Origin of the sequence: Desulforamulus aeronauticus DSM 10349, from assembly GCF_900142375.1 — a bacterium.
Classification (GTDB): Bacteria; Bacillota; Desulfotomaculia; order Desulfotomaculales; family Desulfotomaculaceae; genus Desulfotomaculum; species Desulfotomaculum aeronauticum.
On the sequence record NZ_FRAR01000010.1, the window covers coordinates 55805 to 81476 of the forward strand.

Consider the following 25672-nt stretch of genomic DNA (forward strand, 5'->3'; position numbering starts at 1 on the left):
GTGAACGATGTTATTACATCATAAAAGACATCAAGTAAGTCATCACCGAAAGTAACAATACCATGCCAATACTATGTTTCAGAGTATACCGGAAGATCTCAGATTCTCGACCTACCAACCCTGTGGAGGCAGCTGCTACTGCTAAAGATTGAGGTGAGATCATTTTACCGGCTACACCACCGGTGGCGTTGGCAGCAACGGTTAGAGTGGAACTTACACCGATTTGATCGGCAGTAATCTTCTGTAGGTTACCAAACAGTGCGCAGGAAGAGGTATCACTTCCTGTGAGGAATACCCCCAACCAGCCCAAAATGGGGGCAAAGAAGGGGAAAAAGCTGCCGGTCTTAGCAGCAGCCAGACCCATGGTAGCACTCATACCAGAGTAATTTGCAATGTAAGCAAAGCCTAACACACAGGCGATGGTAATCAGGGGAAAGGTTAACTCTTTTAAGTTTTCGAAATAGGTGGCAACCCATTGTCCAAAGCTCATCCGCACAAGGAACATGGATAATAATGCCGCCAGCAAAATACCGGTGCCAGCTGCAGCCAGCCAGTCAAAGGTGTACACCGCAGCATAGGGTGTGGGGTTGGCCACAATAGGAGCAGCCTTCATAACTAATTTGTCCAGTCCCGGCACGGGTATAGCAATGTCGTAGGCCTTCAAAGCAGTCTTCACTGAAGGAACACCCCACAGGGTGATGAAGCCAGTGAGGGCAACAAAGGGAGACCAGGCTTTGACAATTTGTCCAGTGGTATACTTCACATGGGGATTAAGGGTAGACTTGGCTTCATCCTCAAACCTAAATACTTTAGCCGGACGCCAAACTTTTAGGAAAAGGGCTAAAGCAAATAGAGAAACCAAGGAAGCAATAATGGCGGGCAGTTCCGGTCCCATAAAGGTTGCTGAGGCCCACATGGTGATACCGAAGGATAAGCCCGATACCAAAATAGCTGGCAGTACTTCCATAACACCCTTCAGCCCTGCCATAGCAAAAACCACCCAGAAAGGAACGATCACAGCTAGGATACCCAGTTGCAAACCAGCAACTGCAGCTATATCAGTAGCAGCCAGACCCGTCGTTTTGGCTGCAGTAATCACAGGGATACCAATGGCACCAAAGGCCACCGGAGCTGTATTGGCAATCATGCAGAGACCTGCTGCATATAAGGGTTTAAAGCCCAAACCCACTAACAGCGCTGCGGCAATGGCTACCGGGGTACCAAAACCAGCGGCACCTTCGATAAAGCCACTAAAGGAAAAAGCAATTAATAAGACCTGTAGACGGCGATCATCGGTGAGAGATGTAATAGAAGAACGAATAATATTAAATTGCCCGGTTTTTACGGTAATCTTATAAAGAAAAACTGCGTTAATCACAATCCAACCAATGGGCCATAAACCAGTGAGTGCACCATAAACAGTGGAAGTCACTGCCATGCCGGCGGGCATACCATAGGCTATAACAGAAATGATAACGGCAATAAGAACCGTGGTTAAGCCTGCAATATGTCCTTTCATTTTCTTAACTGCCAAAGCCCAGAAAAAAAATGCGATTGGCATAAGTGCGATTAATGTAGATAAGAGGAGACTACCAAGGGGGTTATAATCCTGAGTCCAGGTCATAGATGTGATGTACCACCTTTCTGTAATTATTTGCTAGCTAGACCTAGATTTTGCTTTTTCACCTACCTTTTTCAGAAGATGTACTTTCAGGTACTTTAGCAAAATGGTTTACTACAAAACATTGGCTTCTTAGCACTATTTTCCTGCTCCTTTTGATGTAAAACTTAGAATATTTCGTTTAAATTAAAATGGAGAGTAGTTCCCTTCGGAAACTACTCTCCAAATAAACTCATTCATGTTAGAAACAGTTCTTGCTTTAAATCTGCAAAGAGACTTTCTACTGCAGTTTTTCCCGGAGTAGTTTATTAACTACGTCTGGGTTGGCCTTACCTTTGGTGGCTTTCATCACTTGACCCACTAGGAAGCCAATGGCTTTATCTTTGCCGGCCTTAAAATCCTCCACCGATTTGGGATTGGCAGCAATCATTTCATCCACCACCGAGGCTATGGCTCCCTCGTCAGAAATTTGCACCAGACCCTTTTCCTTTACGATCACTGCTGGATCTTTTCCGGATTCAAACATTTCTTCAAAAACCGTCTTAGCAATTTTACCACTGATGGTACCCTGATCAATTAGCTTCACCAGTTCTGCCAACTGAAGCGGTTTAATTTTGCAGGCGGTTATGTCAGTACCGCTTACGTTTAATAGGCGAGACATTTCACCCATCATCCAGTTGCTAATAACCTTAGGTTTATCATAATGCCCGATGATTTCTTCAAAGTAATCGGACATTTCTTTGGTTAAGGTTAGAATGGTTGCATCGTACTCTGGTAAACCATATTGTTCCACATAGCGACTGCGACGTTGGTCTGGTAACTCGGGCAGAGAATCCTTGATGAATTCAATCCATTGGTTGTCCAGCACTACAGGTACCAAATCCGGGTCTGGGAAGTACCGATAATCGTGAGCCTCTTCCTTACTGCGCATGGATACGGTAATGCCTTTGGCTTCGTCCCAGGTACGGGTCTCCTGAATCACCCTGCCGCCGGTTTCCAGAACACTAATTTGTCTTTCCACTTCATAGGCCGCTGCCCTTTGTAAGGCCCGGAAGGAGTTGAGGTTTTTTATTTCCGCTTTAGTACCAAGTTCCTGCTGACCCACGGGACGTACAGAAATATTAACATCACAGCGCAGGCTGCCTTCTTCCATACGACAATCAGAAACACCGGTGTATTGAATAATGGCCCTTAGCTTTTCTACATAGGCCCGGGCTTCCTCAGGGGAACGCATATCTGGCTCGGAAACAATTTCTATTAAAGGCATGCCACCACGGTTATAATCCACCAGGGAGTAAGGTGTGGTCATAATATTACCCTGGTGCACCAATTTACCAGCATCCTCTTCCATATGCATATGGTGAATGCCAATCCGCTTAATTTGCCCCTCTACCTCGACCTCCACGTAGCCCTGACGGGCAATGGGCAGATCGAACTGAGATACTTGATAGTTTTTCGGTAAATCTGGGTAATAGTAGTTTTTGCGATCAAATTTAGAGAATTCCGCCACCTGGCAGTTAAGGGCTAAACCAGCCCTTACAGCATATTCCACTACCTTTTTGTTTAATACAGGCAATGTGCCGGGTAGACCCAGACAGACAGGACAGGTATGATGATTGGGCTCACCCCCGAACTCAGTGGTGCAGTTGCAAAAGATTTTTGTATTGGTCTTTAACTCTACGTGTACTTCAATACCAATGACGGTTTCGTATTGTGTCATTTGCGCCACCCCCTATAGTTCCGGCCGTAGCCTATGATGTTCGGTATTTTGTTCAAAGGTAAAGGCCGCCTGCAATAGGGTACCTTCATCAAAGGCTTTACCGATTAATTGTAACCCCACAGGTAGATTATTAACTAAACCACAAGGGAGAGAAATGGCTGGTAGACCGGCTAAATTCACCGGGATGGTGCAGATATCCTGTAAATACATCTTAATGGGGTCATTAATCAATTCCCCAATTTTAAAGGCGGTACTGGGTGAAGTGGGGCCTAATAACAGATCGTATTTTTCCAAGGCCTGATCAAAATCCTGTTTAATCAGGGTACGTACCTTAAGGGCCTTGAGGTAATAAGCATCATAATAACCAGCCGACAGGGAATATGTTCCCAGCATAATCCTCAGTTTAACTTCATCGCCAAAACCTTGGCTACGGCTACGTTTAAACATATCTACTATATCCTCGGCATCTGCTACCCGGAAACCAAAGCTCACACCATCGTAACGGGCCAAATTGGAACTGGCTTCGGCGGTGGCCAGCAGATAATAAGCGGGCATGGCATAGTCCGTATGGGGCATGCTGGTTTCTTCCACATAGGCACCCAGTTCGGTCATTTTTTCGATAGCTTCTTTGATCCGATTTTTAACTTGGGAGTCAATACCCTCCGCCAAATATTCCTTGGGTACTCCAATCTTCAGACCCTTAATGTCATTAACCAGATATTTTGTAAAATCCGGGTGCTGTAGATTGGCTGAGGTGCTGTCCAAGGGATCATGACCGCAAATAACATTTAACATATGAGCCATATCAGTGACATCTTTAGTAATGGGACCTATTTGATCCAGGGAGGAGGCAAAGGGCACTGCACCATAACGGGAAACCCCGCCGTAGGTGGGTTTCATGCCTACCACACCGCAATAGGAAGCAGGTTGACGAATGGAACCACCGGTATCTGTACCTAAAGAAACAATGGCTTGTCCAGCGGCCACAGCAGCAGCAGACCCGCCACTGGACCCGCCGGGTACCCGTTCGGCATCCCAGGGATTGTGGGTTAAATGAAATTTTGAGTTTTCTGTGGAAGAACCCATGGCAAACTCATCCAGGTTCGTTTTGCCAACCAACACTAGGTTAGCATCGTAAAGCCTCTGTACGGCGGTGGCAGTGTAAGGCGGGACAAAATCCCCCAGCATTTTAGAAGCACAAGTGGTACGAATACCCTCTGTACATAAATTATCCTTAAGGGCCACAGGAATACCAGCCAGTGGTTCAATGGCTTCGCCAGCAGCCAGTCTTTTGTCCACCTCGGCAGCCTGGGCTTCGGCTGTTTCCTGGGTCAAGGTGATATAGGAATTTACTTTATCTTCCACCTGCTCAATGCGTTGAAAAACTGCCTTCGTAATCTCGGCAGCGGAGACTTCTTTCTTAACCAGCATTTCATGGAGCCGATGGGCGGTTAACTGGTAGAGATCCAAAATGGTTCCTCCTTCTAGTTTATATCGTGGTTTGTAGGAGTAGGGTTTTTAAAAGGTTTGGGGAAATCTTTGTCAATGGCCAACGGCTAAAGGCCAATAACCGACCCCTTAGCTTGCTCCCATAAGCTAGACGATCTTCGGCACCTTAAAAAAGCTCTCCTCCCGTTCGGGAGCGATAGCCAATGCCTTTTCGGGGTCAATGCTTTTGCCCACGCGATCCTCCCTAAAGACATTCTGAATGGGTAATACATGGGCGGTGGGGGGTATATTATCTGTATCTACTTCCTGTAAAGCCTTAGCAGCATTGAGGATTTTATTTAACTGTTGGGTGTACAATTCCTTTTCCTCTTCGGTTAGCTCCAATCGGGCTAAGAGTGCCACATGATCTACATCCTGTTTAGATATCAACTGGTACACCTTCCTTTTCATTTAGAAAACTGACAATATTATACCAAAATTGGCTTTTATGGTGCAACATAGGCATAATTTAGATGCCATTTTACCAAAAGATATTTCATGGTTGAATTATTTTTGGGTACGCTAATTATGACTATTTTCCCTTTCATAAAAAAGGAGGTAACTTCATGCACAACAAAAGAGTCATCAGCACCGATCAGGCACCGGCAGCCATCGGTCCTTACTCCCAGGCGATTGCCTTTGGACCGTTACTCTTCACCTCAGGTCAAATTCCCCTTGACCCCGCCAATGGAGCTATTGTACCTGGCGATATTCAGGCCCAAACCCGCCGTGTATTGGACAATGTTAAGGCTGTTTTACAAGCAGCCGGTGCCGGTATGGAACACGTGGTGAAAACTACGGTCTTTATTAAAGACATGAACGACTTTGAGAAAATCAACCAAATCTATGGCGAGTACTTCCCCTCCCCTTCTCCTGCCCGCTCTCTGGTGCAGGTGGCCCGTCTGCCTAAGGACGTAGGCGTTGAAATTGAAGTCATTGCTGCACCCGGACATGAACATGGTCATGGTCATGGTTCCAGCGGCGGTTGCGGCTGCGGGGGTTAGTAGCGTCAAAAAGGACATGGCTGTTTTTGATCCATGTCCTTTTTATTTTTACTTTAGCTTTTGAATTTCCAAGACTCGCTCATAAAAGGGTTCGCCAATATAAAGGATCTTTACCTTATCATTTTCACTGACACTACTGATTTCCTCACCGTCCTTATCCACTAGGCGCCCCGCATCCCAGCCATAGAAACGATCTGGTACATATTTTTTGCTGCTACTCTTGCTTGATTTCAAATATAGGGCTCTGTCAATTCGGTCAATATCCCCGCTGATATTCTTCACATCCAGCAATGTGATTTCTTTAATGGTGCCGCCGGAAGTGATACCAAGCTTAACAAACTGGTCTACTTTGATTTTTTTCAATAAATCCTTACTGCTTTTACTTTTGGACTTTTCGTCTGTAATCACAGCATCCCAAGCCACAGGGTAATCCACTTCTTCACAAAGCAAATCCTTTACTGTGAACATCAGCGGTTCCCCTTCGGCCAAGCGAAGGAAGCTGCCATAGGTATCCCTTTGTACGGGCGAAAAGCTTCGTCTCTCCAGCAACTCCAGAAAGGCCAACTGCCGCCTGTCGTCTAAAATCCCTGCGATACGGTAGTTAACGATTTGTTGAATATCCATCATCTGCCCTAGATAGTAGACCTGACAGTTTTCACTGACGGCAATTTTCTGAGTCCCTTTGAGAGAATTCACTTCAACTTCTAATCCCTTTTTTCCCTGGGCAACACCAGCTACCCAACCATCAATTTTTCTTTTGGCATCTACCTTAACCCACCCCTGGTCGTAGAGCTTGTTTAAAATGGCTGCCAGTTCTCCCCGGCTCACCGATGCCTGGGGACGAAAACTTCCATCCGGGTAACCAGACATAAGGCCCTGGTCGTTGACTGCCTGAGCCGCAGCCAAATATTCGGCTGGCATGGTGTCACCGTCGGTAAAAATTTTGCCTGTGTCTGGTGGCATTAAGTAAAGTGTATTGGCCAACAGGGTCGCTAACTCACCACGACTAATGGGACGGTCATACTTAAACGTTTTTAACAAATCAGAGGGAATAAATTTTTGCTGTACTGCAAAATCCATATAGTTCTGATCCCGGGGCACTGGATACGGGCCGGCCGGAGCGTTTTTGGCTCGTTTAATCTTGGCCACCTGCTCTTTGTAGCCCGTACTGTTTAAAATGGTTGTAATCGCTTCTAAACACTGCACCGCTTGAGTGGGTCGGAAGGTGCCATCGGGAAACCCTTTATCCAGACCCAGGGCGTAAACCTTTTCCACCGCAGGCTTAGCCCAGTGGCCTTGTATATCCGTCAAATAGGGGGCCTGTTGTTGTGCGGTATTGGCCGCCCAGCCAGTGGTGGAAAAAACCAACAAAACCAGGGTCAGAATGAAACCTTTTAAGAAAAACTTCATAATTTAACTCTCCTTATGGACATCCACAAATTTATAGATAGCACCTTTATCCGTACAGACGACAATTCCCCCGTCCTTTAAAAACACCGGCGTTTTAGTGATACTGTCCTTATCATCCTTACCTTTATCAATCATGATGCCACCATCCTTGTGGAGGGTTTGATTGATCGTTTTGTCAATTTCTTTGTCCCAGATCAATCGGCCGGTAAAACTGACACAAAAGATGCGCCCGTCCTTGCTGCCTGCATATAAGCGCTGCTTGGCATTGTCAATTGCCACTCCAGAAGAAAGATTTAAGAGTGGCACATTCCAACGAAGAGAACCATCGGCAAGGTTTAAAGCAAGGAGTTTGTTTTGTCCTGACAAGAATAGAGTTTTATCCGAGGAAAAAGCCAAACTAGACAGGTCATCGGTTTTCACACCATAACGCCAAATCTCTTGGCCAGTGTCCTTGTCTAGGCAGAGAATTTCACCCGATGTGTTTCTATCAACTTGGGCCGGGTTGGTAACGACATATAAACGCCCATCCGGCCCAAAGGCCATACGAACATTCTTCAGGGTTCCCAAACCCTTATGCCATATGCGCTCCCCTTGACGGTCCAAAGCTCGTAAACTATAGCCCTCTTCCTTGCCCCCGGTACAAACGTAGACCGCCTCTTGATCCCCTAGGAGCTGTACAACATTTTTCTCGTCTGAGTAGCGCCATTTAAAATTTTTCTGCGGCTCCACCGCATATAGCCCATCCGCTACCCCAACATAAAGAAGATCTTCAGGGCCCTTGGAGACTACGCCACTACTGCTGTTACCCTTGGGTTTGGGATAAACACGGTAGACCCAATTGAGACTACCATTTGGTTTCATCTGTTGTACACCCTCTGTACCGGTGGCGTATAGGTCTTGTCCCTCTACCAACAGGGGCTCCGTTATTTTTCCGCCCACTTCCATCTTTCTTTCCCATAGCTTGGTACCGGTATTGACATCATAGCAGATGATTTTATTGCCTACCGGGTAATATAGCAGACCATTCTCTGTAACTGTAACCTCCGCAGAAGGCTTGCCAGCCTTCTCCACCTGCCACTTTACTTGGCCATAGGGATCAAATCTACCGGCAGCCAGCAGCGGGCTGGTGGCTCCCAGAGAAAAAATAATCAGTGTTACTAGGAATACCCATCTTTTCATAAGCAACCCCCCTTGGGACTTTCTTCTTGACTTGAGTTGGCAATTCCTTCCCACAAACAGCTTATAATAAAGTTATCGGCCGTAAACCGGAAAGCTTAAAAGAAAAAATCCCCGTTGTCCGGGGACTCCTTAGACTATCAACTTTCTAGCAAAGCAATAAACCCCTCTTCATCTAAAACGGTAACACCCAATTGAAGGGCCTTTTCGTGCTTCGAACCAGGGTTTTCTCCCACCACCACATAGTCGGTTTTTTTGCTAACACTGCCGGAAACTTTGCCCCCCAGTTTTTCAATGGCTTGCTGGGCATCCTGACGGGAGAAGCCTTGTAGTGTCCCGGTAACGACGAAGGTTTTGCCTGCCAGAGTTTGTTCACCTGGCGCTGGCTGTACCAGTTGTTCCTGCATATTGACACCAGCCTTGGCCAACCGCTCTATAAGTGTCTGGTTCTCCGGTTTGTTGAAATATTCCACCAGACTTTCGGCAATCCTAGGGCCGATTTCTGGAATGTTGGTTAAATCCTCCACCTGGGCCTTCCGAATGGCGGCTAGGGAGCCAAAATGCTGGGCTAAGATTTTTGCCGCTCGCTCTCCCACATGTCGAATTCCCAGACCAAATAGCAATTGGGACAGAGAATTATTTTTGCTGGCTGCCAGGGCATCCAGCAGCTTTTGGGATGAACGCGCTCCCATGCGCTCCAAACGAATTAACTCTTCATATTGTAAATCATAGAGATCCGCCGGATCCTTCACCAAGTTACTTCGAATAAGCTGATTAATAATGCCTTCTCCCAGCCCCACAATATCCATGGCTCCCCTAGAAACAAAGTGAATAATTCCTTCCCGGGATTTGGCAGGGCAATTCTCGTTGGTACAGCGGTGAGCTGCCTCTCCCTCTACCCTCACCACCGGTGCATCACATTCCGGGCAGGTGGTAGGGATCGTAAAGGGAATCTCCTGACCGGTACGCTGTTCGGGATACACCTGAACAATTTCCGGGATAATATCACCGGCCTTTTGTACCAAAGCCTTATCACCAATGCGAATATCCTTTTGCAGAATAATATCTTCATTGTGCAGGGTAGCTTTGCTAACGATGGTTCCTGCCAACTGTACCGGCTCCAGGAGAGCGGTGGGTGTTACTACCCCGGTCCGCCCCACCCGCAGGATAATGTCTTTAATGGTACTGACGGCCTGCTCGGCTGGAAACTTGTAGGCAATCGCCCAACGGGGACTTTTCAAAGTAGCCCCTAAACGTTCTTGCTGTTCCAATGAACTTACCTTAATCACCATGCCGTCAATGGCATAGGGTAAATCAAACCGTTTCGCCTGCCACTGCTGACAATAGGCAATCACTTCCTGGATATCCTGACAGACCTTGTGTTCAGGATTTACCCGGAAACCAAGCTCCCTCAGCCAAGCCAGTCCTTTGTCATGACTGCCGGGATTGTTTCCTGCCAAAAAACCAATGGCATACATAAAAACACTTAGGTTACGGGAAGCAGTGATTCTGGGATCCAACTGCCGCAAACTGCCTGCCGCGGCATTGCGTGGATTGGCAAAGAGCTGCTCGCCGGCTTCCTCCCGAGCCTCATTTAAACGCAAAAAGGAATCCTTGGGCATATAAGCCTCGCCCCGTACCTCGATAAAAGGCACCTCTTCCGTTAAGCGTAACGGGATCGCTTTCACAGTTCTTAGGTTTACGGTAATATCCTCGCCCATTTCACCGTCACCACGGGTGGCACCCCGAACAAACATACCCTTTTCGTACCAGAGGGAAATGGCTAAACCATCAATCTTTAATTCCACCACATAGGAAACTTCTTCACCAGGCAAATTATTGTGCACCCGCCGGTCGAATTCCCGCAAATCTCCTTCATCAAAGGCATTGCTCAGGCTAAGCATAGGAACTCTATGGGGCACCGAGGTAAACCCCTTCTGCACCACGCCTCCCACTCGCTGGGTTGGGGAATCCGCGGTCACCAGTTCCGGGTACTTTTCTTCTATTTGCAGTAATTCTCGCATTAATTGATCATATTCGTCATCACGAATGGTAGGATTATCTAGGGCATAGTACTGATAATTATGGCGATGAATCTCCCGGCGCAATGCCTCTACCCGATCTTTACCCTTACAATCATCAACCAAAACCTATCCCCCCTGTATTTTAGAAACCACCTTGGGCTATTAACTTAGCAACATATTGGATGATATAAGCTGCCGGAATAAAGATGATTTGAGCCAGGACGGTGCCTAGCAGGCGGGTGATGCCCAGGTAAAAGGACATTTGCCTAACATCCTGTTCCGGCCTTTCACCCCTTAGCGCCTGGTCGGTAATGCTGGCAGCGGTGGGGTCCACCACGGTGGCAAACAAAATGGTGGCAATCCCATTAATGACACCGGACAGATAGGCAGTCGTAGTACGAAAATCCGGGTACAAAGCACAAGCATACATGGATGATAAAACCGCCGTGGTATAAACACCGGTAATGACAATATTTAGAATGAGAAATTTCCTAGGTATGGTTAACTTCTCCGTCAGGGCTTGTTTAAAAAACTGCCGATTAGGAATCCGTACCGCGCCTTTCAAGGATTTCCCCACCTTGAGGGGTGAGCATAAAATCTTACCCATCATCTTAGGTACGGATTTCACTTGGTCGAACAAATCAATCCCTCGAACAAAAAAGCCGATAAAGGCGGGGATAAAGAAAACTCCCACTAAGGTTCCCAGGGTAGCCCCCAAGAGGATGATTCTCATTTCGTGATCAAGAACTAAGAGCTCCTGTTGGTAACCGGGTGTATTGATATACTGCACCGCCCTCCCCGCTGCTTCGCTGCCTCTTTTGATGGTCAAATCAACAATAGAACCTAACAGCGGGGCCTGCAGCATATTGGAAGTTTGGGCAATTAAAAAGATGACATTAAACAGGGAATAGGCAGTCGCCAGCCGTTTCGTGATCACCCCGGCCGGTCGCACTGAGTAAATTAACGTATTAATCAAATGTATAACGGCAGTTAAAACCACCACAATCATTAAGCGGTCCATGGTATTCCTCCGCCAGTAGTGTTACCATTTTAGACTTTTTCTAAAGGGGCAAATTGGGCAATCAGGGTTTTTAAGCCCTGCTGCGGGAAGGCTACGGTTAATTCTGCATCGCCACCTTCACCTTTAACCTTGACAATGACCCCTTCACCCCATTTTTTATGGCTCACCCGATCCCCCAGCAAGAAGGATTTGGGGGCTGCTGACGCTGTAGGGGCGGTGGTTTTACCGGCTGTACCAAAAATCGCCGAACTAGCCTGGCTAGGAATTGTTTTTTTAACGGGGCTCTGTCCAACGGTTAGCTCCACGGGAATCTCTTCCAAAAATCGGGATTTCGGATTCATATTGGTACGACCAAAGAGAGTTCTTTCCCAACAGTGGGTTAAATGTAATTGCTCCTTGGCCCGGGTGATTCCTACATAGGCCAAGCGTCGTTCTTCCTCCAGTTCTTCCTGATCGTAAAGGGCTCGGCTGTGGGGAAATACACCTTCCTCCAGGCCAGTTAAAAATACCACCGGAAATTCCAGACCCTTGGCACTGTGCAAACTCATCATCACTACTTGGTCAGCTGCTGGGTCATGCCGATCCAGATCGGTTACCAGAGAGATGGTGGAGAGGAAATCTGCCAAACCACCCTCTTCACCATGTTGTTTGTCATATTCCCGGGTAACGGTCAGGAATTCCTGTAAGTTCTCCAAACGGGTGCGCGATTCTACTGTATCCTCTGCTTCTAACTCCGCCCGGTAGCCGGTGGTCTTGATTACCTCTTCGGCAATTTCGGTTACTGAAAGGAACTGAGCCTGCTGCTTGAGCAAGGCTAACAAATCGGCTAACAGCCGACACTGCTTGCGTGCTTTGGCTGGCACACCCGGTATATCATCCACCATGGCCAGGCTGATCAAGAGCGTTACATCCCGCTCCAGGGCAAAGTTGTTGATTTTTTCTAAGGAGGCTGCCCCAATGCCTCGTTTGGGAACATTGATAATCCGGTTCAGGCTTTGGCTGTCCACCGGATTAATCAGCACCCTTAGGTAAGCCAACAAATCTTTAATCTCTTTACGCTCGTAGAATTTTAGGCCACCAAAGATGGTATAGGGAATCCCCAATCGGAGAAAAACTTCTTCAAAGACACGGGATTGAGCATGGGTGCGGTAGAGTATGGCTATGTCATTGTATTTGCGATTTTTGGTGAAATGCAGATCTTTGATCCGATCGGCTATATAATGGCCCTCAAAACGTTCACTTTCTGCCCGGAAAACGTGAATGAGCTCCCCTGCTCCCTGGGAGGTCCAGAGCTTTAATTCCTTAGCCTCCAGATTGTTCTTAATCACTGTATTGGCAGCTTGCAAAATAGTGCCGGTGGAACGATAATTTTGCTCTAATTTCACCACTTTGGCTTCGGGATAGTCCCTTTCAAAACTCAGGATGTTATTAATATCAGCACCCCGCCATTTATAAATAGACTGGTTGGGGTCCCCCACTACACATACGTTGCGATGACGTTCGGCCAGCATATTGACCAGTGTATATTGGGTATGGTTGGTATCTTGGTATTCATCCACCAGGATATATTTAAATTTTGTCTGATAATACCCCAGCACATGGGGATTCTCTTGAAATAGACGTACGGTAAGCATTAGTAAATCGTCAAAGTCCAGGGCATTATTTTTAAATAGTTTCTCCTGATAGGAGCGATAAACTCTGGCAGCCACTTGCTCAAAATATTCAAAGGCCTGCCTCTCGTACTGGGCCGGCGACATAAGTTTGTTTTTGGCCCCGGAAATGGCAGATAGGATGGCTCGAGGTTGGAAACGCTTTTCATCGATCTCCAACTCCTTAAGACATTCCTTCATCAGAGTTTGTTGGTCCGCATCGTCATAAATAGAAAAGGACGTATTATAGCCTAAGGCCTGAATTTCCCTCCTCAAAATGCGCAGACAAGCGCTGTGAAAGGTGGTTACCCACAGGTCCCGGGCCGCCTCCGGCATCAGTTGTTCCACCCGGTTCCTCATTTCTGCCGCCGCTTTATTGGTAAAGGTGATGGCCAGTATGTTATAAGGGGGTACCCCTTGATTCAAGATGTAGGCAATCCGGTGGGTCAGCACCCGGGTCTTGCCGGAACCTGCCCCGGCTAACACCAGCAGGGGCCCTGCCGTATGTCCTGCCGCTTCTGCTTGGGCAGGGTTCAAATTCGCTAAAATGTCCATAATTTCCTCCGTCTGGTAAGTGTTATGAAAAGAAACACAGTACATTATAACATTCCATTGACATCTATTACCACTGGTTTTATAGTTGAGTGAAGGAAGTCAACAGGGGGAGTCTTTGAAGATATGATTTTGGGAGGATTAGCAAATGGAAAAGGTATTAGCCCAAATCCTTCAAGAACTACAATCTCTAAACCTACAGATGGACAAGCTGGATTGTAGAATGGACAGCTTGGAAAAAGGCCAACAGGAAATGAAGACAGACATTGGTGAACTTAAGGCAGACAATGGTAAAATTAAAGTAGATATTGGCGAACTTAAAGCAGACAGTGGTAAAATTAAAGCAGATATTGGCGAACTTAAAGATGGCCAGGTGCGTTTGGAAACCAGAATGAATAGACTGGAAACCTGTCAGATGCGTTTGGAAACCCGCATGGAGAATGAAATAATTGATAAAATTCGTGCCCTTTATGATGCCAGGGAAGTGCAAAATGATAACGCCGAACGGATCCTCCGAGAACTTAGCGATATTAATAACAATTTAGACTATGCTTTGTTGAAATTAGTTAAACATGAAGCCAAGTTAACTAACGTTAATAAAATTTCTTAATAAATACTCAGGGGGCGTCGCAAAATTATTTTTTCGCGACGCCCCCTGAGTGCTATTTTCTTCTCTTGGCCAATTGTTCATAGACTTCTCCGATGGATACTTCCTGGTTGGCTAACAGCACCAACAGGTGGTACATTAGATCCGCCGCTTCGTAAGCGAGTTCTTCTTTGTTGTTGTTCTTGGCACCGATAATAACCTCGGCGCTTTCTTCTCCTACTTTCTTGCAGATCTTGTCAACACCCTTATCAAATAAATAGGTGGTATAGGAACCTTCGGGCATCTCTGCCTTACGGCCAAGAATCACCTCAAACAGTTCATCCATAATCTCCGGCCCGGCAGCAGACTGTCTTTGACCATAAACTTCCGCCGGGTTGAATTTTTGTTGCCCTGCGGTGGTGACTACGCCATCCGGCTGCACTTGATAATGGAAGCAAGAGCTATACCCCTCATGACAAGCGGCGCCACCTACCTGCTGGGCTAGCACCAATAAGGTATCCGCATCACAATCGTAGTAAAAACCCTTTAACTTTTGGACATGACCGGAGGCTTCACCCTTCTTCCACATCTTCTGACGGCTGCGGCTGTAAAACCAGACCTCCCCAGTAGCAAGGCTTTTCTCCACGGCTTGCCGGTTCATCCAGGCCATCATTAAAACTTCTTTTGTGTCTACCTCCTGCACAATGGCAGGAATAAGACCCGCTTCGTTAAACTTTAAGCTCTCAATAGCAAACTGCAATTGTAAATCCCCCTTAGAAAAACTTCACGCCCGTTTGCCGTTTCATATAATAACTGTAAGGTTAATATGGGGTATGGTGCTATCCACCGCAATTAAGTTCCATGCTCTGCGACATTATTATTTTCTGATATGCCAAAAGGGACAAACCCTTTCGTTACATCCTCACAGGAATATTGCGTGCGGCTAGATATTCTTTAGCTTGCCGGACGGTGTACTCCCCGAAGTGGAAAATGGAAGCTGCCAGGGCGGCGTCCGCCAAGCCCTCCGTAAAGCCCTCGGCAATGTGTTGCAGATTCCCTACGCCACCGGAGGCAATGACGGGTATTTTTACGCTGCGGGCAATGGTTCGGGTGAGAGCCAGGTCGAAACCTTCTTTGGTGCCATCCCGGTCCATGCTGGTAAGTAGGATTTCCCCAGCCCCCAGTTCCTCTGCTTTCATGGCCCATTCAACAGCATTGATACCGGTAGGAGTGCGTCCCCCGTGGGTGTAGACTTCCCAGTGACTGTCCCCTACCTGTCTGGCATCAATGGCTACGACAATACACTGGCTGCCAAACTTAAGGGCCCCTTCTGAAATAACCTGGGGATTTTTAATGGCTGCGGTGTTGATGCCAATCTTATCCGCTCCGGCTTTTAGCATTAACCGCATATCTTCCACCGTACGGATGCCGCCGCCAACCGTGAAGGGAATAAACACCTCTTCCGCGGTACGTCGCACCACTTCCAACATGGTGGCCCGGCCATCGGAGGAAGCGGTAATGTCCAAAAAGACCAGCTCATCGGCCCCTTCACGATCGTACAGCGCGGCCAGTTCCACCGGGTCGCCGGCATCTCGTAAATTGACAAAATTAGTCCCCTTGACCACCCGACCACCGGTAACATCCAAGCAGGGGATAATTCTCTTCATCAGCATAGACTTACCCCTCCCCCCGGGCGATGGCGAGAGCTTCCGGCAACTGAACCGCTCCGGAATAGAGCGCTTTACCCATAATGGCACCCACTACCCCATCAGCTGTCAGTTCTTTTAAAGCTCTGATATCCGCCAAAGAGGAAACACCACCGGAGGCAATCACCCTAAGCCCACTGGCTTTGGCTAACTCACCTGTGGCAGCCAGATTGGGACCGGAGAGCTTGCCGTCCCGCCGAATATCCGTAAACACAATGGTGCCAATACCCCATTTCTTTACTTCCAGGGCCAATTCCAGGGCCGTTTTTTCTACGGTTTCACCCCAACCCTGAATGGCAACCAGACCATCTTTGGCATCAATCCCCACTAAAATTCGCTCACCATATTTCTCTACTGCCTCTGCTACGAATTGAGGCTCTAGAATAGCAGCACTCCCTAAAATCACTCTCTGGACACCTAACGATAGTAAATCCTCAATGGTTGCCAGGTCCCGAATACCGCCCCCTACCTGCACCGGCACATTCACTGCCTGCACAATTTGGGCAATGGAATCCCGGTTCCGGGGCTGTCCGGCAAAGGCGCCATCTAAATCCACCACATGAATAAACTCGGCCCCTTGCTCCTGCCATGTTTTAGCGGTACTGCCTGGGTCCTGGGAATAAACGGTGGCAAGATCCATGCGCCCTTCAATCAGTCGTACACACTGGCCTTCCTTTAAATCGATAGCAGGAAATAAAATCATGACTTCACCAGCTTTCCGAAATTTTGCAAAATGCGTAGACCCAGGTTGCTACTTTTTTCCGGGTGGAATTGAATGCCAAAGACATTGTCCCGCCCTACCACCGAAGCAAAGGGTAGCCCGTATTCAGTACGAGTAATGGTCAGTTCCGGGTCAGCTGGTTCCACATAATAGGAGTGTACAAAGTAAAAGGCCGAACCATCGGGAACTCCCTCCAACAAGGGGCTGGCTTTCTGTTTTACCGCCTGGTTCCAACCCATATGGGGTACCTTTAACTGACCTTCGGGAAAGCGTCTTACCTTGCCCGGAAAAATCCCCAATCCCTGGGTATTGCCAAATTCTTCACTGACATCAAAAAGTAACTGCTGCCCCAGACAAATACCCAAAAAAGGCTTCCTGGCCGCCACTACCCGCTGAATCACTTCTATCATGCCAGACTTTTTTAAATTCTCCATAGCATCGCCAAAGGCACCTACTCCCGGCAGCACCACTGCCGGAGCAGCCTCCACAGCGGCCGGGTCCTGTACAATCGAGGCCTCACAGCCGACCCGGGCAAACCCCTTTTGTACGCTGCGCAAATTGCCCATGCCGTAATCAATAATGGCAATCACATTACAGCACCCCCTTGGTGGAAGGAATTCCGGTCAGGCGATTATCCTTCGCCATGGCCTGCCGTAAGGCACGGCCCACTGCCTTAAAAGCCCCTTCAATAATGTGGTGGGTATTGTGTCCGCTGAACATCCGAATATGTAAGGTGATACCACTATTGAGGGCCAACGCGCGGAAAAACTCCTTCACTAATTCTGTATCAAAGGTGCCTACTTTGGCAGCCGGTAAGGGTAAATCCATTTCCAAATGACCCCGACCACTGATATCCACGGCTGCTAGGATTAGAGCCTCATCCATGGGTACCAGGGCATGACCATAGCGAGTAATCCCTGCCTTATTGCCTAGGGCGCTCTTAAGAGCCTGCCCTAACGCAATCCCCACGTCTTCCACGGTATGATGATCGTCGATATGGGTATCACCATTAGCCTCGACGATCAAATCAAAGGCCCCGTGTTTGCTAAGCAGGTTTAACATGTGATCGAAAAAGCCTACCCCGGTGGTCACCTGGTATTCACCGGTACCATCCAAGATAAGGACCAGCTTAATTTGCGTTTCTGTGGTCATCCGTGCCACTTCTGATTTGCGCTCCGGGGCCACCTTATTCCCCTCCTAACTCTGCAAGCACTGCAGACAATGCCTGGATAAATCGCTGGTTTTGTTCCGGGGTTCCCACAGAAACTCTGAGAAAGCCTGGCAATTCTGGGCCACCCAGTTTGCGAATCAATATCCCTTTGTCCAGCAGCCCCTGATAAACTGTTTTGCTTTCGTAATTAGTTCGGAAAAGAATATAATTGGTTACCGAGGGATAGGGTGTAACCCCTGCCATCCCTTGCAGTTCTTGCCAAAGCTTATTGCGACTCTCAATAATGTCTTGGATTTGCTGGGCAAAGACTTCCCTGTGCTGCAGTACCAACCTAGCAGCTGCTTGGGAAAAGGAGTTTAGATTGAAAGGTTGCTTCACTTTTTTAATTTGGCGCAGCACATCTGGGTTACCAATCATATACCCCACCCGCAGTCCAGCCAAAGCATAGGCCTTGGAGAAGGTACGCAGGATCACTAAATGGGGGTAACGCTGCAGCAACGGTAAACAATCCTGCCCACCAAATTCCAGATAGGCCTGATCAACCACCACGAGGCAGTTCACCGCTTGCAGTACACTTTCTATTTCTTCCAAGGTAGAGGCGTTGCCGGTGGGGTTATTAGGTGAACAAATGAACAGCACGCGGGAATCTGGTTTCCGAGCATAGCACAAGAGAGCAGGTACATCCAGGGAAAAATCCTCCCGGCGGGGTACCGGTATGGGTTTTGCCCCGGCCACCAAGCAATGAATACGATACATGGAAAAGGTGGGATTGGTAATGAGTACCCGACCACCGGTACCAAAGGTAAGCAGAATGTTTAGGATTAACTCATCAGAGCCATTCCCTACCATAAGTTGCTCCGGGCTTACCCCTACATAGGCTGCAATATCCCGGCGCAGAGCGACGGCTTCCCCGTCGGGGTAACGGCTGAGCATTTCATCAGCAATCAATTCCCCCAACCGCTGTGCTACCTCTGCAGGAAAGGGATAGGGATTTTCATTGGCATCTAGCTTTACCACATCGGAATAGAGGTGAGCATCATAGGCTACCAACTTATCCAAATCTTTCCGAACGATACTACTTAAATCAAAGGGAAACACCATCTTCACTTCCTTTCAACCGCACTCTAACAGCATTGGCATGGGCTTGCAGTCCTTCAACCTCAGCGAGACGAACAATATCCGGTCCCAGCTGCAGTAGGCTTTCTTTGGAAAAAGAAATCACGCTGGATTTCTTCATAAAAGTATCCACGTTTAAAGGAGAATAAAACCGGGCAGTGCCACTGGTGGGCAGTACATGGTTGGGCCCAGCTAAATAATCTCCCACTGGTTCCGGTGAGTAAGCACCCAGGAAAATAGCACCGGCATTTTTAATCTGTCCCAAACATTCGAAGGGTTGTGCTACCAGTAGTTCCAGATGTTCCGGGGCAAACTGGTTGGCCAAGGCCAGGGATTCCTGAAGTCCGTCGGTAATCACGATGGCACTATAGTTGGTTAGCGCTGACCGGGCTATCTCCTGCCTGGGTAGCTCTGTAAGTTGCCGTTCCAATTCCTCGCCTACTTTAATGGCCAGGTCTTCATCATGAGTCAGGAAGATGGCCGAAGCCAGACGGTCATGTTCTGCCTGGGAAAGCATATCCGCTGCGGCATATTCCGGGTTGGCCGATCCATCCGCCACCACCAACACTTCACTGGGACCAGCCAGCATATCAATACCCACTTGACCATAAACCAGCCGTTTCGCCAGCGTAACATAGATATTACCCGGCCCGGTGATTTTATCCACCCGTTGGATGGACTCTGTGCCATAGGCTAACGCTGCCACCGCCTGGGCCCCGCCCACTTTGTAAACTTCATCCACCCCTGCCTCGGCTGCTGCCACTAGGGTATAAGGATTAACACTGCCGTCTGCTTGAGGAGGCGTTACCATGATAATCCGACCAACGCCGGCCACTTTGGCCGGAATAGCGTTCATCAGCACCGAGGAGGGATAGGAAGCGGTACCTCCAGGTACATAAATACCCACTCGTTCCAGGGGAAGGATAAGCTGCCCCAGGATAGTGCCGTCCTGTTCAGGCTGAAACCAGGAGCGCGATAATTGTTTCTGGTGGAACTTTTCAATCCTGTCCTTAGCCAAGCGAAGGGATTTTAAAACCTCTTGATCCACCGCTGCATAGGCCTGCTCCATTTCTGCAGGGCTTACTTTTAACTGGGCAGTACTCAGGCTAGCACCATCAAAACGCCGTGTGAAGGCACAAAGGGCCGCATCGCCGGTTTGCCGAACCTCTTCCATAATTGCCGCCACTCGGGCGGCCAATTCATCTATGTTTGTGATGCGTTTATCTAATAAGGAACTCAGTTGTTCTGCATCCGTTGCCTTGATGATCCTAATGACACCCATCCAGTATGCCCTCCTCCACAATTTGCCGCATTTTCTCCACCAGCGGATTGATTCTCTCGCTTTTTAGGCGGTGGCTAACCCGGTTGGCGATTAAACGTGTGGTAGAGCTTAAAACATCTGCAATGGGTACCAGCTTGTTTTCCTTCAGCGTACGACCGGTGGAAACCAAATCCACAATCATCTCTGCCAAGCCAACAATGGGGGCCAACTCGATATTTCCATGCAGTTTGATAATTTCCATCTGCATACCCTGGCGGCGGAAAAATTCCTCTGCGATATGGGGGAATTTAGTAGCCACCCGGGTTTGGTTCCATTGCTGCAATGCTTGCTCCTTGCCTTCCGGTACAGCTACCATAAAGCGGCAGCCACCATATTTTAAATCCAGCAATTCATAAACATCCTTATGCTGTTCCACAATCGTATCTTTTCCCGCTAATCCTAAATCCGCGGCACCATATTCTACATAGGTGGGAATATCCGTTGGGCGACAGATAATAAACCGCACCGCATCCTGCTCAGAATAAAGTAACAGTTGACGTCCTGGATTTTGAATCGCCTCTATTTGTAAACCAGCCAAACCAAGTAACTTGACCGAGGGTTGGTATAGGGTGCCCTTGGGTAAAGCAATGGTTAGCATTTCTCTGGCTGCAACCAAGTCTACATCACCTCTTTAGTTTATTAAACTATTAATATGGTAGATTAGTATTGAAGTGGTGTCAAGAGGGAATTTTTTATGAAAGATGAGATGGATAATACCATACCCTGAACATATTTTCTTTACTTGCTATAGCAAAACGCCGGTTGCCCGGCGTTTTTTTACACAGTAAATTCTTCTTGATTCCCATCAGCATAGAAATAAATCACCCGGGACGCCCCTAGGGTACGTGCTTCGGACTTTGCTCTATTTGGGGGGTACTCAAACAAAGCCGTTACCACTTTCAGTCCACTATTTCTTAATTCACGTGCTGTCGTCAGTGCTTTCGCCATACTTTCGTTTTCCCAAGCCACCAGCACGTCAGGCATAGGCTCTTGAGGTATACCCTGTAGTCTTTCCAGGGCCACCAGCACCCGATCTAAATTCACGGCAAAACCGGTGGCTGGCATGGGATAGCCATAGTTAGCCAGTAATTGATTATAACGGCCACCACCACAGATGGGAAAGCCCACAGCCACAGTGTAGCCCTCAAATACCAGACCGGTATAATAATCCAAGCCTCTTAAAAGCCCTAAGTCTAAAGTAATATATCTTTCAACACCATAACAGCTAAGCCCCGCATATAATTGCTGCAGGTTGAGAATGGCATCCACGGCGGGACCCTCCTGGGCTAGTTCCCTGGCCTTATCTAAAATTTCCGGTCCTCCCCGAAGTTCTATAAGGTCCAGCGCCCGTCTGGCTTCTTCAGGGGTAGCAGCATGGGCAGCCAGTATTTCTTCCACTCGGACAAAATCTTTATTCCCCAATGCCTCTTTCAGGTATTGAGCCGCTTCTTCAGGTAAATTCAATTGCGTAACCAAGCCATGAAAGATTCCCACGTGTCCAATGCTGACTTGAAAATCGCCCAGACCGGTTTGCTTCAGATATTCAGTAACCAGGGCCACCGCTTCGGCATCGGCTTCCGGTGAAGAAGCGCCCATCAATTCCACCCCGGCCTGGTAAAACTCCCGCTGCCGTCCCACCTGGGGCTGCTCGTAGTTAAATACATTAGCCAGGTAAAAAAGTCTTAGGGGTGGGGTGATTCCTTTCATCCTGGTGGCCACCAGCCGTGCCATCGGACGAGTCATATCCGGACGCAGGGCCATCAGATGCCCTTGACGATCGAGAAATTTAAAGAACTTATCTTCCTGTATTTCTTCTGAAGCTAGGTTCTCCATGTACTCAAAGGTGGGGGTAACCACTTCTTGATAACCCCACCCTTCCACTAAACTAGCAAATTGATCTTTTAAACTGCGCATCAAATGAGCTTCCGCAGGCAAGACATCTCTTACCCCAGGAGCCAGTCTGCCAAATCTACTGGATGTCATTGCTTCACCTCTTACGATTCTTGAATGTCTTCCACCAAAGGACTGGGGTCCGGCAATCTGGACAACACCAGCTTATAGCCATCGGCACCGTAATTTAGGCAACGTTTTACCCGACTGATGGTGGCCGTGCTAGCACCCGTTTTCCCCGCTATTTCACCATAGGTGCGATTCGCCTCTAACATCTTGGCCACTTCCAAGCGCTGAGCCAGAGAATGTAGCTCAGCCACGGTACATATATCCTCAAAAAACCGATAGCATTCATCATTATCCTTCAGGGCGAGTATCGCCTCAAAAAGACGATCATTAAGAGGCGCTTTTAATTTGCCATGATAACCCAAAGGAAATCCCTCCCTTTACACCTAATATTATGACCAGGAAAAGCATTCCCCATCTATATCTTGTTCCCCTTTTCGACGTTAACAAGATAAATCCTTTATTATTTTATTACTTTAAAGAAACAAAATTGCCGGTTGCTTGGAAGAACAACCGACAATTAGTTACTCTATTTAGTTTTAACCATCTAGTAGCTGTCACATAAAAACCGGTCTTTGGCTGTTGGCCATTCTATCGATTCACGGCCTTTTGCCCGATATCTTTGCGGTAGTGTGCACCCGCAAAGTGAATGGACTCTACTCCCTGATACACCCGCTTGATGGCCTCTTGTATGTCTTTCCCGGTGGTAGTTACGCCCAGTACGCGACCACCGGCAGTTACTACCTGACCCTCCCGACTGGTGGTTCCGGCATGGAAAACCACCACACCTTCAGGAACTTTTTCAAAGCCTGTTATCTCCTGGCCCTTCTCATAGCTGCCTGGGTAGCCCGCAGCCGCCATCACCACACAGACCGCTGCCCCATCCTTCCACTGGACTGATTGTTCAGCCAGTCTTCCTTGCAAAATGGCTTCGATAATATCCACCAGATCCGTCTCTAGCAGACTTAACACGGGTTGCGTCTCAGGATCACCAAACCTGGCGTTAAACTCCAGCACCTTGGGTCCGGTTGGCGTCACCATCAATCCAGCATATAAAACACCCCGGTAGGGTCTACCTTCTGCTGCCAGGGCCTTCACTGTGGGATAAAGGATGTCCCTTTCCACCGCCTCGGCCAATTCCGGTGTATAAACCGGAGCCGGTGCATAGGCTCCCATGCCACCCGTGTTCGGACCGGTATCCTGGTCCCCCACCCGTTTGTGATCCTGGGAGGACACCAAGGGTACGATGGTTTGCCCATCCACAAAGGCCAATACACTAACCTCTTCGCCCTCTAAAAACTCCTCTATAACCACCCGGTCCCCGGCCTGACCAAAGGCCCGCTCCGCCATGATAAAATCCACTGCCGCTAAGGCTGTTTCTTCATCCATGGCTACAATGACACCCTTGCCCGCTGCCAAGCCATCTGCTTTAATCACGCAGGGGGCACCGTACTGCTTCACATAAGCCCGGGCCTCCTTAGCGGTATCAAAGGTAGCATAGCGAGCCGAGGGAATGTTATATTTGGCCATGATATCCTTGGCTAATGCCTTACTGCCTTCAATCTCAGCCGCAGCTCGGGAAGGCCCAAAAATTTTCAGTCCCTGTTGCTGAAATATATCCACAATACCATTGGTCAGGGGAATTTCCGGCCCCACCACTGTTAGGTCAATCTGTTCCTGTTGGGCAAAGGTCAAAAGTCCGGGAACATCCTCCGCTTGGATATTGACACAGGTTGCCATTTGGGCAATCCCGACATTTCCCGGTGCACAGAAAATTTCTTTTACCTTCGGACTCTGGCGAAGTTTCCAGACCAAAGCATGCTCCCGGCCACCGCCGCCCACCACCAATACTTTCATGTGCGTTCACTCCACTCCTAATGCTTAAAATGCCGGATGCCGGTAAAAACCATAGCGATGCCGTGCTCATTGCAGGCTTTAATGGATTCTTCATCCCGAATAGAACCGCCAGGCTGAATAATGGCTGTAATACCAAACTTGGCTGCTTCATCCACTGTATCCCGGAAGGGGAAGAAGGCATCACTGGCCAATACAGAGCCTGGAGCCTTCTCCCCAGCCTGCTGGTAAGCAATCCGGGCAGAACCTACTCGGTTCATCTGGCCTGCTCCGACTCCGATAATCTGTCCCTCTTTCGCCAAAACAATGGCGTTGGATTTGACGTGTTTCACCACGGTCATAGCCAACAGCAATTCCTTCATTTCTGCCGGGTTAGGCTGCCTTTCGGTAACCACCTTTAACTCCTCAGGATGAACAACCACTCTGTCTGCCTGCTGTACCAGCAAACCGCCGTTAACCTTCCTCACTTCCAGCTCATCTGAGGTCTGCTGACCGAGATCGCCGGTTTTCAGGACTCTCAGGTTAGGCTTTTGAGCTAAGATTGCCAAAGCCTCTGGGGCAAAATCCGGTGCCACAATAGCCTCTAGGAAAATTTTTGCCATCTCGGAAGCAACCTCAGCATCTACTTCTCTATTCAAGGCTACGATACCACCGAAGGCGGAAACAGTATCTGTCTCATAGGCCTTACGGTAAGCATCCACCAGGGTTTCGGCCACAGCCGTACCGCAAGGGTTATTGTGTTTAATAATAACGACACAGGGCTCGCTGAATTCCCTTACTAATTCCAGGGCACTGTTGGCATCTAAAATGTTGTTGTAGGACAACTCTTTCCCGTTAAGTTGCCGGGCATTCGCAATGCAGGGACCAGTCACTGTAGGGTCTTGATAAAAGGCTGCCCGTTGGTGGGGGTTCTCCCCATAACGCAGGTTTTGTGCCTTTACCAAGGACAGGTTAAGTTCCGGCTGGAATTCTTCCTTCCCAATCACCCCAGAGAGATAATTGGCAATGGCTGTGTCGTAGCTGGCTGTATGGGCAAAGGCTTCCCGAGCTAATTCCAGCCGTAAGGATTCTCCCAATTTCCCGTCCTGCTGCAAAGCTTCCAGCACCTGACCATAGCGGTCGGGATTCACTACAATACCCACATAGGCGTGATTCTTCGCTGCTGCCCGCACCATCGTAGGTCCGCCAATATCAATGTTCTCTATGGCATCAACCAAGGTGACCCCGGGCTTAGCAATGGTTTCCCGGAAGGGGTAAAGATTAACCACTACCAGATCAATGGGAGTAATGTTGTGTTCTTGTAGTTGCTGCAGGTGTTCTTCGTTACGCAGGGCCAGGATACCGCCGTGAACATTGGGGTGCAGAGTCTTCACCCGGCCTCCCAGGATTTCTGGAAACCCTGTTACATCCGAAACATAGGTTACTGGCACAGCTGCTTCCCGTAGGGTTTTGGCGGTGCCCCCGGTAGATACGATCTCCACTCCTAGGGCAGCTAAACCCCGGGCAAACTCCACCAGTCCCGATTTATCTGAAACACTGATTAACGCCCGTTTTATCACTAACATCCCGCCTTTCG

General features: G+C 48.4%; 23 protein-coding genes. 2 read left to right on the forward strand and 21 right to left on the reverse strand.

Annotated features, from left to right (window positions below; translation table 11 throughout):
- Positions 1–13 precede the first annotated feature (13 nt).
- The 4 genes from BUA78_RS06495 to gatC form a co-directional block, all read right to left on the reverse strand.
- Positions 14–1624, reverse strand: coding sequence for an L-lactate permease (locus tag BUA78_RS06495; RefSeq protein WP_072912212.1), 1611 nt, complete (start codon positions 1622–1624; stop codon positions 14–16).
- Between the two features lie 277 nt (positions 1625–1901).
- Positions 1902–3341, reverse strand: coding sequence for an Asp-tRNA(Asn)/Glu-tRNA(Gln) amidotransferase subunit GatB (gene gatB, locus BUA78_RS06500; protein ID WP_072912214.1), 1440 nt, complete (start codon positions 3339–3341; stop codon positions 1902–1904).
- A gap of 12 nt (positions 3342–3353) precedes the next feature.
- Positions 3354–4811: an Asp-tRNA(Asn)/Glu-tRNA(Gln) amidotransferase subunit GatA gene (gatA, locus tag BUA78_RS06505; RefSeq protein WP_072912217.1), complete on the reverse strand. Its 1458-nt coding sequence runs from the start codon at positions 4809–4811 to the stop codon at positions 3354–3356.
- 126 nt (positions 4812–4937) lie between these two features.
- Positions 4938–5219, reverse strand: coding sequence for an Asp-tRNA(Asn)/Glu-tRNA(Gln) amidotransferase subunit GatC (gene gatC / locus BUA78_RS06510; protein WP_072912220.1), 282 nt, complete (start codon positions 5217–5219; stop codon positions 4938–4940).
- Positions 5220–5395: 176 nt separating this feature from the next.
- Between gatC and BUA78_RS06515 the strand changes: the two genes are divergently transcribed.
- Positions 5396–5833 (forward strand): RidA family protein, encoded by a 438-nt coding sequence (locus tag BUA78_RS06515; protein ID WP_072912222.1) that lies wholly within the window; start codon positions 5396–5398, stop codon positions 5831–5833.
- A 48-nt stretch (positions 5834–5881) separates the two neighbouring features.
- On the opposite strand, the gene BUA78_RS06520 is transcribed toward BUA78_RS06515, so the two are convergent.
- The 5 genes from BUA78_RS06520 to pcrA all read right to left on the reverse strand — a co-directional run bounded on the left by BUA78_RS06520 (position 5882) and on the right by pcrA (position 13668).
- Positions 5882–7243 carry an S-layer homology domain-containing protein gene (locus BUA78_RS06520; protein WP_072912225.1) on the reverse strand — a complete coding sequence of 454 codons (1362 nt, stop codon included), beginning with the start codon at positions 7241–7243 and terminating at the stop codon, positions 5882–5884.
- 3 nt (positions 7244–7246) lie between these two features.
- Positions 7247–8422, reverse strand: a complete 1176-nt coding sequence (locus BUA78_RS06525; RefSeq protein WP_072912228.1) for a PQQ-binding-like beta-propeller repeat protein — start codon at positions 8420–8422, stop codon at positions 7247–7249.
- 137 nt (positions 8423–8559) lie between these two features.
- Positions 8560–10566, reverse strand: coding sequence for an NAD-dependent DNA ligase LigA (ligA, locus tag BUA78_RS06530; protein ID WP_072912230.1), 2007 nt, complete (start codon positions 10564–10566; stop codon positions 8560–8562).
- Between the two features lie 19 nt (positions 10567–10585).
- Positions 10586–11464 carry a lipid II flippase Amj family protein gene (locus BUA78_RS06535; protein ID WP_072912233.1) on the reverse strand — a complete coding sequence of 293 codons (879 nt, stop codon included), beginning with the start codon at positions 11462–11464 and terminating at the stop codon, positions 10586–10588.
- Between the two features lie 29 nt (positions 11465–11493).
- The gene (gene pcrA, locus BUA78_RS06540; protein ID WP_072912236.1) at positions 11494–13668 is read right to left on the reverse strand and encodes a DNA helicase PcrA; all 2175 of its coding nucleotides are present in this window, start codon (positions 13666–13668) and stop codon (positions 11494–11496) included.
- Between the two features lie 145 nt (positions 13669–13813).
- Between pcrA and BUA78_RS06545 the strand changes: the two genes are divergently transcribed.
- A complete protein-coding gene (locus BUA78_RS06545; RefSeq protein WP_072912238.1) occupies positions 13814–14275 on the forward strand; it encodes a hypothetical protein in 462 nt (153 codons plus the stop codon).
- Positions 14276–14327: 52 nt separating this feature from the next.
- Here BUA78_RS06545 and hisIE read toward each other — a convergent pair whose 3' ends face one another.
- The 12 genes from hisIE to purH form a co-directional block, all read right to left on the reverse strand.
- Positions 14328–15011: a bifunctional phosphoribosyl-AMP cyclohydrolase/phosphoribosyl-ATP diphosphatase HisIE gene (hisIE, locus tag BUA78_RS06550; protein ID WP_072912241.1), complete on the reverse strand. Its 684-nt coding sequence runs from the start codon at positions 15009–15011 to the stop codon at positions 14328–14330.
- Positions 15012–15165: 154 nt separating this feature from the next.
- Positions 15166–15924, reverse strand: coding sequence for an imidazole glycerol phosphate synthase subunit HisF (hisF, locus tag BUA78_RS06555; protein WP_072912244.1), 759 nt, complete (start codon positions 15922–15924; stop codon positions 15166–15168).
- A gap of 4 nt (positions 15925–15928) precedes the next feature.
- On the reverse strand, positions 15929–16660 hold the full coding sequence (gene hisA, locus BUA78_RS06560) for a 1-(5-phosphoribosyl)-5-[(5-phosphoribosylamino)methylideneamino]imidazole-4-carboxamide isomerase (protein ID WP_072912247.1): 732 nt from the start codon (positions 16658–16660) through the stop codon (positions 15929–15931).
- Positions 16657–17268, reverse strand: a complete 612-nt coding sequence (gene hisH / locus BUA78_RS06565; RefSeq protein ID WP_072912249.1) for an imidazole glycerol phosphate synthase subunit HisH — start codon at positions 17266–17268, stop codon at positions 16657–16659. Before hisH ends, hisA begins: the two co-directional genes overlap by 4 nt.
- Before the next feature lies 1 nt (position 17269).
- Positions 17270–17863, reverse strand: a complete 594-nt coding sequence (gene hisB / locus BUA78_RS06570; RefSeq protein WP_072912252.1) for an imidazoleglycerol-phosphate dehydratase HisB — start codon at positions 17861–17863, stop codon at positions 17270–17272.
- A 1-nt stretch (position 17864) separates the two neighbouring features.
- On the reverse strand, positions 17865–18950 hold the full coding sequence (hisC, locus tag BUA78_RS06575) for a histidinol-phosphate transaminase (protein WP_072912255.1): 1086 nt from the start codon (positions 18948–18950) through the stop codon (positions 17865–17867).
- Complete coding sequence (gene hisD, locus BUA78_RS06580; protein WP_072912258.1) at positions 18934–20247, reverse strand: histidinol dehydrogenase; 1314 nt, start codon at positions 20245–20247, stop codon at positions 18934–18936. The genes hisC and hisD overlap by 17 nt, the downstream gene beginning before the upstream one ends.
- The gene (hisG, locus tag BUA78_RS06585) at positions 20234–20902 is read right to left on the reverse strand and encodes an ATP phosphoribosyltransferase (RefSeq protein WP_072912260.1); all 669 of its coding nucleotides are present in this window, start codon (positions 20900–20902) and stop codon (positions 20234–20236) included. The genes hisD and hisG overlap by 14 nt, the downstream gene beginning before the upstream one ends.
- A 161-nt stretch (positions 20903–21063) precedes the next feature.
- Positions 21064–22269: an ATP phosphoribosyltransferase regulatory subunit gene (gene hisZ / locus BUA78_RS06590; RefSeq protein ID WP_072912263.1), complete on the reverse strand. Its 1206-nt coding sequence runs from the start codon at positions 22267–22269 to the stop codon at positions 21064–21066.
- Between the two features lie 11 nt (positions 22270–22280).
- On the reverse strand, positions 22281–22607 hold the full coding sequence (locus tag BUA78_RS06595) for a YerC/YecD family TrpR-related protein (RefSeq protein WP_072912266.1): 327 nt from the start codon (positions 22605–22607) through the stop codon (positions 22281–22283).
- 226 nt (positions 22608–22833) lie between these two features.
- Positions 22834–24099: a phosphoribosylamine--glycine ligase gene (purD, locus tag BUA78_RS06600; RefSeq protein ID WP_072912269.1), complete on the reverse strand. Its 1266-nt coding sequence runs from the start codon at positions 24097–24099 to the stop codon at positions 22834–22836.
- Between the two features lie 17 nt (positions 24100–24116).
- Positions 24117–25661: a bifunctional phosphoribosylaminoimidazolecarboxamide formyltransferase/IMP cyclohydrolase gene (gene purH, locus BUA78_RS06605; protein ID WP_072912272.1), complete on the reverse strand. Its 1545-nt coding sequence runs from the start codon at positions 25659–25661 to the stop codon at positions 24117–24119.
- Between the last annotated feature and the right edge of the window lie 11 nt (positions 25662–25672).